The following is a 12,368-nucleotide window of genomic DNA, read 5'->3' as shown; positions in this document are numbered from 1 at the left end:
GGCAGCAGTTCGGCCGCGCGGCGCAATGCACGATGCGAAGTGAACAGCAGGAATGCACGGCCCTTGGATGCCTCGAGCACGGGCACCGCGGCGTCGACGACGCGCTCGACGTAGTCCTCCGCGGCCGGGTCGGGCAAGCCTTTCGGCAGGTACGCGAGCGCCTGCCGCGCATAGTCGAACGGGCTGTCGACGCGCAATTCGACCGGATCGTACAGGCCGACCTGGCGCGAGAAGTGCGTGAAGCGGCCGCCGACCGCAAGGGTCGCTGATGTGAAGATCCAGGCGGCATGGCTCTGCGCGCGCAGTTCGCGCAGCGGGCCGGCGATGTCGAGCGGCGTCGCGTGGAACGAGAAGCCGTGCGCGCTGAGCTCGTACCAATGCACCGCGTCGCGCGCGCCACCGTCGGTGAGATGGGCGAGGCGCGCCGACTGCTCGGCGGCGCGTTCGGCCACGCTCGCGAGCCCGCGGCTGCGCGCCGAATGCTTCTCGAGCGCCTCGGCGAGCGCGCCGAGCGCGCCGGCGAGTTCGGCGAGTTCGCGCTCGATGTCGGCATCGCGCTCGATCTGCGTGAACGCGCCCTTGGCCGGAAAACGGTCGAGCGCGAGGCGCAGGCGCTTGACCGCCGCGCCGAGCGGCTCGAGCACCGGTTGCAGCACTGCGAACGCCCCGCTCACGTTCGCACATTCGGCCTGCACGTCGGCGGCGAGCTCGGTGAGCTGGCGCGCGGACAGCGTGACCGAGAAGAACTGGCCCGCGAGCTCGGGGATCTGGTGCGCCTCGTCGATCACGAATGCATGCGCGCCGGGCAGGATCTCGCCGAAGCCTTCCTGCTTGATCGCGAGATCGGCGAACAGGAGGTGGTGGTTGACGACGACGAGATCGGCATCCTGCGCCGCGCGCCGCGCCTTGACGACGAAGCAGTCGTTGAACATCGGGCAGTCGGCGCCGAGGCAGGTTTCGGTCGTCGACGTCACGCGCGGCCAGAGCGGCGAATCCTCGGCGACCTCGGCGAGCTCGGCGCGATCGCCCGCGAGCGTGCGCCGCGACCATGCGTGGATCGCCTGCAACTGCGCGGCCTGCTCACGGCTCGCGAAGCGGCCTTCCTTGTGCGCCTGGTCGAGCCGGTGCAGGCAAAGGTAGTTCGCGCGCCCCTTGAGCAGCGCCGCGGACAGGCGCGCGCCGAGCACGCTGCGCACGCGCGGCAGGTCGCGGTGGAACAGCTGGTCCTGCAGCGCCTTGGTGCCGGTCGAGACGATCACGCGCTTGCCCGACATCAGCGCCGGCACGAGGTACGCGTAAGTCTTGCCGGTGCCCGTGCCCGCCTCGGCGACGAGCATCTGCCGGTCCGCGATCGCCTCCTCGACCGCGGCCGCCATCGACTGCTGCGCTTCGCGCGGCGCGAAGCCGGGCACTTCGCGGGCGAACGGGCCTTCGGGGCCGAGCAGTTCGGCGGCGCTGGTCGTGACGGATGGGATCATTCGGTCTGGCGCGGACCACGGGTGGATACGAGGGTGGACATGCATGATGGCCGATTGCATCGCGGCGCACTACGGTGCGCGGAGGCAGGCCCGCACCGCGCGCGGGCGCACATCCGCGCCAACGTGGGAGAATGCGCGCCTCCGCCTTCGCCATGCCGTACGGAAATGGAACTCCGCGTCGCCTTTGCAAGCATGCTGATCTCGGCATCGGCCGCCGCCAACCCGGGCGCACACGCCGGGCAATTCGCCTACGTCGCCGATGCCGATGGTGATCGCGTCGTCGTGGTCGACCTCGCCAGCCCCTCGGTCACCGGCTCGATCGCCGTCGGCCGTCGACCGATCGACCTGCTACTCGATCCGTCCACCGCGCGCCTATATGTCGCGAACAACTCCGACGACAGCATCTCCGTCGTCGACACGGCCGATCACTCGATCGTCGCGACCGTGACGGGCCTGACGGACGTGCATGGGCTCGCCATGAACGCATCGGGCACGCGCCTGTTCGTCGCAGCGTACGACTTCGTGCAGGAGATCGATACGACGACGAACCGTCCCGTCGGCGCCCGCCTGCCGGTCGCCGCAGGTCCCTGCCTGCTCGTCACCGGAAAACCCGCGGTCGATCCGTCGGGCTACACCGTGTACGTACCGGTCGCCGACTGCATGTTTCCCTTCGAATTGCCCGGAATGCTTGCGATCATCGACGTGCGCGATCCCGCCGCCGTCGCCGAGGTGGAAGTAGGCGCGTATCCGACTGGTGCGACGCTCGACGTCGCGCACCATCGCGTGTACGTGACCAACTGGTTCGACGGCTCGATATCGGTCGTCGACACCCGCGACCAGGTCGTCGTCGATACGCTCCCGGTCGGCGAATACGCCTATCCGACCGTGACCGCAGCGGATCCAGCCGTCGAACACCTGTACGTGACGGAAAATGGTTCCGGTGGCGTGCGGGTCATCGACACGGCGACCGGTGCGATCAGTGGCGACGCGATCGACGTCGGCGCGGCTGCCTTCGGCATCGCACTGAGCAGCGACGGCGCGCGCGCGTATGTCGGCAAGCAGACCGGCGATTTCATGACCATCGACACCGCCACGCGCCGCGTGCTCGGCGAGCCGCTCGCGATCGGCGGCAACCTCGTGGCGCTGGCACTCGCCGGGGACAACCTGTTCTGCGACGGCTTCGACTAGACCGGCGACTCGCCGGTGCCCGCTGCGCCGGCCGGCGCGCGGAATCGCGTGCGGATCACATCCGCAGCAAGGGCTTGATGCGGCATTCCTTCAGCCGCTCGCGCGCGGCCGCGACCGTCGGCGCGTCGCCGAGCGCGGTACGCGCCTCGACCACGGTCTGCCAGTTGCGCGCGCACAGGCTGCCCGAGCGCGGGCCGAGCTCGTGGCTCTTGAGTGCGAGGCGCTCGGCCTCGCGCCACTGCGCGCGGGCGACGTCGATCTCGGCGCGGTACTGCAGCAGGTCCGGTGCCTCGGGCGCGAGCGCGAGCGCGGCATCGGCCGCGCTCGCCGCAGCAGCGTAGTCCTGGTGCGCCTCGGCATCGCGTGCGCGCTGCATGAAGCCGTCGATCGCCGCATCGCGCAGCGGCTGCACCTGCACTGCGGAATCGAGTCCTTCGCCGGCTGCCCGGATCGCCTTCAGCGCGGCGACGGCATCGACGGGCGGCCGTGGCGGTGGCGGCGGCGGCCCAGGCTGGGCGCACGCGGCGAGGACGAGGGCGAGCAAAGCGGGAGCGAGGCGATGCGGCTTCATGCGATCGGAGACCGGCGGTGCCGGCCGGTGTCGGCGAAACGCGTATTCTCGCATGGCTTGCTTAACCCTCGCTGCCGAAGAAGCGTCGCAACTGGTCCACCGGGCAGTGCTCCTCCTCGCTCGGCGCATAGCCGCTCGCGAACGGCAATTCGCGCGCGCCCTCGCACGCATCGTCGGTGCGCTTGCCCGCCGGCGACACGTACGCGCGCTCGATGCCGTCCTGCGGCACCACGAGCGGCGCGGTCGGGAGGCGCTTCATGAGTTCGATCCAGACCCGCAGGCCGCCGGTCGAGCCGAACAGGCCGGTCGGCTTGTTGTCGTCGCGACCGACCCACGCGACCGCGAGCGTGTCGCCGGTGAAGCCGGCGAACCACGAATCGCGCTGCGTGTCGCTCGTGCCGGTCTTGCCTGCCGCGTGCAGCCAGCCGAGCCCGGTGTCGTTGATCGCGTGCGCGGTGCCGCCGACGGCGACCTGCTGCATCGCCCACGTGACGAGGCGCGTCGCGGTCGTGTAATCGCCGCCGCCGGGCTTGACTTCGTAGCGCGACAGCGGGCGACCCTTCGCGTCGAGCACGCCGCGCACCGCGCGCAGCGGCAGCGCGTGACCGTCGGCGGCGAGGTACTGGTACAGGCGCGCGACGTCGAACGGACTGAGATCGATCGCGCCGAGCAGCATCGACGGATTGGGGTTGATCGGCCGGCCGAGGCGGAACGATTCGAGGAAGCCGCGCACGCGGTCGACGCCGATGCGCTGGCCGAGGTTGATCGTGGCGAGGTTCCAGCTCTGCACGAGCGCGTCGACGAGCAGCACCTGGCCGTGGTTCTCGTGGTCGTCGTTCTCGGGCCGCCAGCGGCCGCCGCCCGACTGCGGCAGGTCGACCGGGCCGTCGTCGAGCACGGTCGCGAGCGAATAGCGCTGCGGCTGGGCGAGTGCGACGAGATTGACGAACGGCTTGACCAGCGAACCGATCGGCCGCAGCGCGTCGAGCGCGCGGTTGAACCCGGGTGCGTCGACGTCGCGGCTGCCGATCACCGCCTGCACTTCGCCGTCGTGCGCGCCGGTGACGACGAGCGCCGCTTCGACCGCGTCGCCGCGCTTGCCGAGGCTCGCGAGCGCCTTGTCGATCGCGTCCTCGCCGAGCGCCTGCACCGACGGCGCGAGCGTCGTGTGGATCGACAGCCCGGCGCTGTTGAGCTCGGCATCGGGGAAGCCCTCGCGGATCTGCCGGCGCACGAGTTCCAGGAAGGCGGGGTAGCGGTCGCGCGGCAAGGTCGCATTCGCCGCAGTGCCGATCGGTTGCCTGCTCGCCGCCGCCCACGCGGCGTCGTCGAGCAGGCCGGTGTCGCGGAACACGCCGAGCACGACGTTGCGCCGGCCGAGTGCGCGTTCCGGGTTGCGGCGCGGATCGTACAGGCTCGGCCCCTGCACCATGCCCACCAGAAGCGCGATGTCGGCTGCGCCGAGCGAGCGCAGGTCGCGGCCGAAGTAGAACTCGCTCGCGGCGGCAAAGCCGTGCACCGCCTGCGCGCCCTGCTGGCCGAGGAACACCTCGTTGACGTACGCCTCGAGGATGCGCTTCTTGTCGTAACGCGCCTCGATGATCAGCGACAGCAACGCCTCGTTGAACTTGCGCGAGAAGGTCTGGCCGCGGTCGAGGAAAAGGTTCTTGACGAGCTGCTGCGTCAGCGTCGAGCCGCCCTGCACGACGTGCCCGGCGACGAGGTTGGCCCACGCCGCTCGCGCGATCGCGGCGACGTTGATGCCGTGGTGATGTTTGAAGTCGCGGTCCTCGACCGCCTGCAGGCCCGACAGCAGCAGCGGCGGGATCTCGCCGAGCGCGACGTAGCGGCGGTCCTCCTGCTGCGCGCCGTAGAGCGTCGCAATGCGCGCCGGATCGAGCCGCACGCGCGCGAGCGCGGCGCCGCTGTCGGCGTCGGCGAGGCTCGCGACGCGGCCGTTGGCGAGGGCGATCGCGATGCGCTTCTCGCGTTCCCGACCGTCGAGGTAGACGAACGCGCGGCGCGCGATCGTCCAGCGCGCGCCGTCGCGATGGAACGTGCCCGGCTCGCGCGCCTGCGCGTCCTCGTCGTAGCGCGCGGCGTCGAGCTCGGCGCCGAGCATGTCCGCGTTCATCGGCAGGTCCGGCGCGAGCAGCAGCGGACGCGCGTAGACGCGACTCGGCAATTCCCACGAGAGATCCTCGAAACGGCTGCGCACCTCGTGGTCGAGGTACCACGCGTAGGGCACGAGGAAGCCGATCGCGAGGCCGACGCCGAGCAGGAACGGGATGCGCAGCACGCGCGAGGTCACGCGCAGGGCGTCGAGCGAACGGGACAGGAAGGACAAGCGCAGTACCGGTTGGAAACATGCCGAGGGCAGCGCGAGTGTAGCGGCAGGCGGTCGCGCCGGTCGAACGCGAACACGCCCGCGGGGGCGGCGCGACGGGCGAATAGGCGATAATCGCGCCCGCTCGCCCGCGCTCCGGAGACTCGATGCACGCCACCCCGTACGCCGCCCCACCGTCCGACGGCGACGGCGGGGCCCTGCGCGATACCCGCGTGCGCGTATGCATCCACGCGCCCGACGCGTCGTCGCCGGCGCAACTCCGTGCGTTGCGGTCGCGCCTGCCCGCGGACGCGCGCATCGCGCTGCTCGGCGCCTGCGCCGCGACGGCCGACTGGGACGACGTCGCGCGCGTCGCCGACATCGGCACGGGTTCGGGCGAACGCGCGCTGCTCGACGCGGCCGCGCGACGCTTTGCGGGCGAACACCTCGTGCTCGTGCGCGCCGACGCCGAGCTGCCCGAACTCGCCTGCGAGCGCCTGCTGCGCGCGCTCGACGCTCCCGGCGTCGTCGGTGCGCGATCGCTCGACGACGCCGGGCGCCGCCCGATCCCGGACGAAGCGGGCATCCCGGCGACGACCGATCGCGTCGATGCGCTCTGCTTCGCGCATTCGGCGCGCGCGCTCGTCGACGATCCGCAGCCGGGTACGCCGAGCCCGGTCTCCGCCTGGCACGGCGACCGCCTCGCTCGCCTCGGTGCTGCGAATGTCGTCGACCGCGACGCACTCGATGCGGCCGGACTGCGCGTGGTCGTGCTCGATCATCTTTACGTCGGAAGCTGCGCTCCGGTCCGCGCACCGAGGGCAGAAGCCGATCCACGCGATCCGCAGCCGCCCTCGCCGCTCGATCCGCTGCGGCAGCGCGTCGCCGCCGCGCTCGTCGCGACCGCCGCTCCGGCCAAGCCGGGTCTCGACGCGAAGCCGGTGATCCTGCACGTGCTGCATGGCTGGGGCGGCGGTGCCGAACGCTGGGTGCGCGATCTCGCGGCCGCCGATACGCGCGCGCATCACCTCGTGTTCGTCGCGCGCGGCAGCTTCGCTCGCCGTCGCCACGGCGAATGGCTCGAACTGCACGACGGCTCGATGAGCGGCCCGCCGCTACGGCGCTGGCCGCTGCCGCGGCCGATCGCCGACACGGCACTCGCCGACCGTACCTATCGCGACCTGCTCGCGGATGTGCTGCGTGCGTTCTGCGTCGACGCCGTCGTCGTTTCCTCGCTGATCGGCCACAGCCTCGACGCGCTGCGCACGGGGCTGCCGACCACGTGCATCGTGCACGACCATTATCCGCTGTGGCCGACCCTGCACCGCGACTTCGGCGACGCGGCGTTGCGCTTCGACGACGCGCAGCGCGTCGCCGACCTCGCTGCCCAGGGCGCCGACGCCGAGTTCGCGAACCGCGACCCCGCCCACTGGCGGCGCGTCCGCGACGGTTTCGTCGCCGCCGCGCTCGACGCGCGCGCGACGCTCGTCGCGCCGAGCCGCTCCGCGCTCGCCAACGAGCTGCGCCTCGCGCCGGAGCTCGCCGCGTTGCGCGCCGCAGTGATCGCGCACGGGCTCGCCGACTGGCCCGACGGGACGACGCGCGTACCGGCGCCGCCCACGCGCGAACGCCTGCGCCTCGTCATGACCGGCCGCGTGCGCCGGGGCAAGGGCGCCCAGCTGCTCGCCGCCGCGCTGCCTGCGCTGCGCGAGCATGCCGACCTGTTCCTGCTCGGCGCAGGTGCCGATGCGCACGCGCTGTTCGGCGAGCGTGGCGTGCATGTGCTCCTGGACTACCGCCGCGACGAGCTGCCCGCGCTGCTCGCGCGGTTGCAGCCCGATGCGGCGCTGTTGCTGCCGACGGTCGCCGAAACGTTCAGCTACACGCTGTCGGAACTGCGCAGCCTCGGCGTGCCGGTCGTCGCCACGCGCGTCGGCGCGCTCGCCGAACGCATCGAGGACGGCCGCGACGGCATCCTCGTCGACCCGAGCGCCGACGCACTCGTCGCTCGCGTCGCCGCGCTCGCCGCCGATCGCGGACCGCTCGCGCGCATTCGTGCGACCACCACGGACGCCGGCTCGGTCGCGGCGATGGCGGACGCCTACCACCGCCTGCTGCAGTGGCCGCCGCGGGGGCCGCTGCGCTACCCGCTCGCGGACGTCGACGCGGACCGGCTCGACGCCGCGGTCGCGGCCGATGCCGTGCGGCGGGCGCATGCGCGGGTCGACGCGCTCGCGGTTCGTCTCGGCGAAGCGACGCGCGAGAGCGAGCGCCGCGGCGACTGGGGCCACGCGCTCGATCGCGAACTCGCAGGACTCCGGCGCGAGTTCGACGAGCGCACGCGCTGGGCGCTCGCGCTCAACGAGGAACTGCAGGACGTCAAGCCGCGTTACGAGCAGATGCTCGCGAGCACGTCGTGGCGCATCACCGCGCCGCTGCGTCGCGCGAACGCGCGCGCGCGCGGGCTGCGCGGCTCGCTCGCGTTCCGCGGCGCGCGCCTGCGCAATGCCATCGTGCGCACGCGCGGCAGCCTCGCGCAGCGCGGCCTCGCCGGCACCCTCGCACGCATCCTGCAGGAGCTGCGCGGCGGCGGCCCGGCCAAGTCGCGCACGATCTACGCCGAGCCGAAGGACGACGCGACGCCGTTCGCGCTGCCGACGAGCGCCGCGCCGCGCGTGTCGATCGTGATCCCCGTCTACGACAAGGTCGCCTACACGCTCGCCTGCCTGCGCTCGCTCGGCGAGCACGCCGGCGAGGTGCCGTTCGAGGTCATCGTCGTCGACGACGGCTCGAGCGACGCGACGCCGCAGCGCCTCGCGGGCGTCGAAGGCATCCGCGCGATCCGCAACGCGCGCAACCTCGGCTTCATCGGTTCGTGCAACGCCGGCGCGGCGCAGGCACGCGGCGAGTACGTGCTGTTCCTCAACAACGACACCGTCGTAACCCCGGGCTGGCTCGATGCGCTCGTGCGCTGCATCGAGTCGACGCCGCGTGCGGGACTCGTGGGCTCCAAACTCGTTTATCCGGACGGCCGCCTGCAGGAAGCAGGCGGCATCGTGTTCGCCGACGGCTCGGGCTGGAACGTCGGCCGCTTCGAGGACCCCGACGACCCGCGCTACTCGTTCCGGCGCGAAGTCGACTACTGCTCGGGCGCGGCGATCCTGCTGCGCCGCGAGTTGTTCGAGCGCCTCGGCCGGTTCGACGCGCGCTACACGCCCGCCTATTACGAGGACACCGACCTCGCGTTCGCGGTGCGCGCGGCCGGCCTCGAAGTACACGTGGAGCCGGCGTCGGTGGTGATCCATTTCGAGGGCATCACGTCCGGCACCGACGTCGCGAGCGGAACCAAGCGCTACCAGGTCGTCAATCGCGAGAAGTTCGTCGCGAAATGGAAGGACGCGCTCGCGCGCCAGCCGAAGCCGGGCACGCCGATCACGATCGCCGCGACGCACCGCGCGAAGTATCGCGTGCTGATCGTCGACGCGACGACGCCGATGCCCGACCACGATTCGGGCTCGCTGCGCATGGTCAATCTCATGCGCGTGCTCGCCGACCTCGGCTGCCAGGCGAGCTTCCTGCCCGAAAACCGGCTCTACGTCGAGCGCTACACGCCCGCGCTGCAGGCGCTCGGCGTCGAGGCGCTGTATGCGCCCTACGCGCAGGATCCGGTCAAGCTGCTGCGCGAGCGCGGCCGCGAATTCGATCTCGTGATCCTGTCGCGCCACTACGTCGCGGCGACCTACTACGGCCTCGTGCGCCTGCATGCGCCGCAGGCGCGCATCGCGTTCGACACGGTCGACCTGCACTACCTGCGCGAGCAACGCGCCGCCGAGCTCGCCGGCGATGCGGCGCTCGCGCGCCATGCCGCCACGACGCGTGCGCAGGAGCTCAAGCTCATCCGCGAGTGCGACGTCACGCTCGTCGTGAGCCCGGTCGAACAGGCATTGCTCGCGCGCGACGCGCCGGGCGCGCGCGTCGAGGTGCTGTCGAACGTGCACGAGGTGTACGGACGCCGACGGCCGTTCGGCGAACGCCGCGACCTCGTCTTCGTCGGCGGCTTCCAGCATCCGCCGAACGCCGACGCCGTCGCGTGGTTCGTCGGCGACGTCTTCCCCGCCGTGCGCGCCGCATTGCCGGACGTACGCGTGCACGTGATCGGCAGCCGCGTGCCGGACTCGATCCGCGCGCTCGCCGACGGGCACGTGATCGTGCACGGCTTCGTCGAGGACATCCTGCCGTACATGGACGGCTGTCGCATCTCGATCGCGCCGCTGCGCTACGGCGCCGGCGTCAAGGGCAAGGTCAACATGGCGATGAGCTGCGGGCTGCCCGTGGTCGCGACGACGGTCGCGGTGGAGGGCATGCACGTGCGCGCGGGCGAGGATGTCCTCGTCGCCGACGATCCGGCCGCGTTCGCGGCCGAGATCGTGCGGCTCTACCGCGACGAAGCGCTGTGGAACGCGCTGTCCGCGAACGGCCTCGCCAACGTCGAGCGGCATTTCTCGTTCGACGCGGCGCGCAGCGCGGTACGCAGGCTGCTCGAGCGCTGAAGCGTCCCTCGCTCAGAACGCGGCGGTCGTCTCGAACGCAGCGTTCGGCAATGCGGCCCAGCGGTCCTCGCCGTCGGATTGCGCATTCGGTCCGAAGCGGCGCTCGCGCAGCACGACCGAGCCGTCGTGATGGCGCGCGAGCAGGCTGGACGCGCGCGTGCCGTAGCGGTCGCCGCGGATGAACACGGGCGCGAGCCGGCGCTCGAGATCGAGCCCCACGCCGGTGTCGGGCAGTTCCTCGTCGGCAGGCTGCGATTCGTCGAGCAGCAGATCGAGCACGCTCGCCTCGTCGTTGACGAGCCCGCTGCGCACGAGTTCGCCGAAGCGGCGTTGCAGGCGTTCGGTCTTCGGCCAGTGCACGCCGAGCGTGCCGTTGCTGATCACGTGCACGCCGCGCCGGAGCGGACGCAGCAGCCCCTCGGCGCTGCCGAGCGCGTAGACGCCGTCGCGATTGCCGACGACGAGGTTGAACGGGCCGTAGTCGGCGGTCTGCGTGCGCAACAGGTCGAGGTAGACGACCGGCGTGACCTCGCCGAGCAGGAAGTTGCGCACGAGCGCGCCGCGCGACTTCGGCGCGGTCGCCGGAATGCCGGTGCGCAGGTTCGTGACGGCGGCGAAGCGGCCGTCGTTGCGCAGCGCGAGCCACGATCCGCCGGCGACGCGGTCGCGCCCGCCGACGACGCGCTTGTCCTCGGCCCAGCGTGCGGCGGCGTCGCTGTCGCGACCATGGAATTCGTCGCGGTTCGCGAGCACGACGAGCGGCAGCCCGGGGGCGGCGTCGACGGCGACGAGCAGCAGGCACATGTCAGGCCTCCTTCGACGGCGCGGAGAGCGCGCCGATCAAGTGAAAGGTCGAGGTGTCGTCCACGCGCATCGCATGCATCTCCGTGAAATTCCTCGCGCACGATTGCCGGGAATCCGTTCGCGGCCTGGCCATGCGCGCTAGCCGCTGGCATCCATCGCGCGCAGTCGCGCTTCGAGCGGCGCGATGCGCGGGTTGGCTGGGTCGAGTTCGCGCGCGGCATCGAGCGCGCGCGTCGCATCCGCGCGGCGTCCTTCGCCGATGCGCGCGTCGGCCTGGTCCAGGAACGCGTTCGCGAGCTTCCCGCTCATCCCGGCGATCGCGGCGTCCTCGGGCGCGATCTGGCGCACGGCGTCGAGCTGCATGCGCGCGCGTTGCGGCGCGCCGTCGGCGAGCGCCTGCGCGAACAGTTCCTTCGCGTGGATCGGCAGGCGCGCGAGGCCGGCCTGCGCGTCGCGGTTGTCGCGGTCGATCGCGAGCGCGGCACGGTACTTGTCGTAGGCACTGTCGCCGGGCGGCAGGATCAGGTTGCCTGCCGCGGCGGCGCGCGTGGCGTCGCCGAGCAGGCGCTGCACCTGTGCGCTCTGCGCGGGCGTGATCGGCGTGTGTTCGGCGGCGATCGCGAGCCGCTCGCGCAGCTCGCGCAGGTTCGCGCGTGCGGCGCGGAGGTCGGGCGAATCGGGCGCGAGCTTCGCCGCGTCGTCGAGGAGCCGGCCCGCGCCATCGGCATTGTCGTCGTCGATCGCCGCATTCGCCTGCACGATGAACGCCTGCGCGATGCTGCGCAGCCCATGCTTGGCGCGCGCATTCGCGGGGTCCTGCTCGAGTACGGCGCGGTAGAGTTCCAGCGCCGAATCGTCCGCGCCGGACAGTTCGCCCGCGCGCACGCGCGCGTCGGCGCGATCCAGGGTGCCCTCGAGCGCCACGCGCGCGGCGTCGCGCGCCTGCGCGATGTCGCCGTTCAACTGCGGCAAGCCCGGCCAGGACGGCAGCACGCGCGAGATCTCCGCACTGCGCGCTGCCGCCGTGGCGAGGTCGTTCGCGGCGAGCGCCGCACGCGCTTGCGCGGCGAGCGCATCGGCGACCTTGCGCAACCCGGACTGTGCGAGCGCGTTGCCGGGGTCGCCGTCGAGCACGCGCTGGTAGCGAGCGGCGGCCCCGTCGGTTCCGAGCAGGCGGCCGGCGCCGAGCGCCTCGCCGGCGGCGTCGAGCGCCTGCGCGGTTCCATCGCCCTTGGCGTCGCGCTCCTTGATCGCCTGCGCGAGTCGATCGACGCCTGCACCGCCGCCGAGGAGGTCGCGCGCCGCGTCGAGCGAGGCTTGCGCGGCCGCGACGTCGCCGCGCGCGAGCGCGGCTTCGCCCAGTTCGAGCAGCCGGCGCCCGACCGTGTCGAGCCCGCGGCGCGCGGTGTCGTTGTCGGGGTCCTGCGCGCGCGCGGCGAGGAACAGTTCGC

Annotated in this window: 7 protein-coding genes; 2 read left to right on the top strand and 5 right to left on the bottom strand. The window is 72.3% G+C overall.

Annotation, left to right across the window (positions count from 1 at the left end):
• Positions 1-1,478 (bottom strand): ATP-dependent DNA helicase (locus VI238_RS06145; RefSeq protein ID WP_331649533.1); only part of this gene is annotated, 1,478 nt, incomplete at its 3' end.
• A gap of 165 nt (positions 1,479-1,643) precedes the next feature.
• On the opposite strand from VI238_RS06145, the gene VI238_RS06140 reads away from it, so the two are divergent.
• Positions 1,644-2,666, top strand: a complete 1,023-nt coding sequence (locus tag VI238_RS06140; RefSeq protein WP_331649531.1) for a YncE family protein — start codon at positions 1,644-1,646, stop codon at positions 2,664-2,666.
• A 55-nt stretch (positions 2,667-2,721) separates the two neighbouring features.
• Here VI238_RS06140 and VI238_RS06135 read toward each other — a convergent pair whose 3' ends face one another.
• Positions 2,722-3,237 carry a tetratricopeptide repeat protein gene (locus VI238_RS06135; RefSeq protein WP_331649529.1) on the bottom strand — a complete coding sequence of 172 codons (516 nt, stop codon included), beginning with the start codon at positions 3,235-3,237 and terminating at the stop codon, positions 2,722-2,724.
• A 61-nt stretch (positions 3,238-3,298) separates the two neighbouring features.
• Complete coding sequence (gene mrcB / locus VI238_RS06130; RefSeq protein ID WP_331649527.1) at positions 3,299-5,584, bottom strand: penicillin-binding protein 1B; 2,286 nt, start codon at positions 5,582-5,584, stop codon at positions 3,299-3,301.
• Positions 5,585-5,730: 146 nt separating this feature from the next.
• Here mrcB and VI238_RS06125 point away from each other — a divergent pair, with 146 nt between their 5' ends.
• A complete protein-coding gene (locus VI238_RS06125) occupies positions 5,731-10,113 on the top strand; it encodes a glycosyltransferase (protein ID WP_331649525.1) in 4,383 nt (1,460 codons plus the stop codon).
• 12 nt (positions 10,114-10,125) lie between these two features.
• On the opposite strand, the gene VI238_RS06120 is transcribed toward VI238_RS06125, so the two are convergent.
• The gene (locus VI238_RS06120) at positions 10,126-10,917 is read right to left on the bottom strand and encodes an NRDE family protein (RefSeq protein WP_331649523.1); all 792 of its coding nucleotides are present in this window, start codon (positions 10,915-10,917) and stop codon (positions 10,126-10,128) included.
• A 138-nt stretch (positions 10,918-11,055) separates the two neighbouring features.
• Positions 11,056-12,368: hypothetical protein (locus VI238_RS06115; RefSeq protein WP_331649521.1), on the bottom strand; the 1,313-nt coding region annotated here is incomplete at its 5' end.

The sequence above is a fragment of the Dokdonella sp. genome (genome assembly GCF_036518555.1).
Classification (GTDB): domain Bacteria; phylum Pseudomonadota; class Gammaproteobacteria; order Xanthomonadales; family Rhodanobacteraceae; genus Dokdonella_A.
Note: the sequence above shows the minus strand (reverse complement) of the source record. Positions and strands in the feature narration are given on the sequence as shown.

Bases quoted from the DNA above. Each gene is read 5' to 3' on its own strand.
- VI238_RS06135 (WP_331649529.1), bottom strand. From the start codon at position 3,237: ATGAAGCCGCATCGCCTCGCTCCCGCTTTGCTCGCCCTCGTCCTCGCC.
- VI238_RS06125 (WP_331649525.1), top strand. From the start codon at position 5,731: ATGCACGCCACCCCGTACGCCGCCCCACCGTCCGACGGCGACGGCGGG.
- VI238_RS06120 (WP_331649523.1), bottom strand. From the start codon at position 10,917: ATGTGCCTGCTGCTCGTCGCCGTCGACGCCGCCCCCGGGCTGCCGCTC.
- VI238_RS06140 (WP_331649531.1), top strand. From the start codon at position 1,644: ATGGAACTCCGCGTCGCCTTTGCAAGCATGCTGATCTCGGCATCGGCC.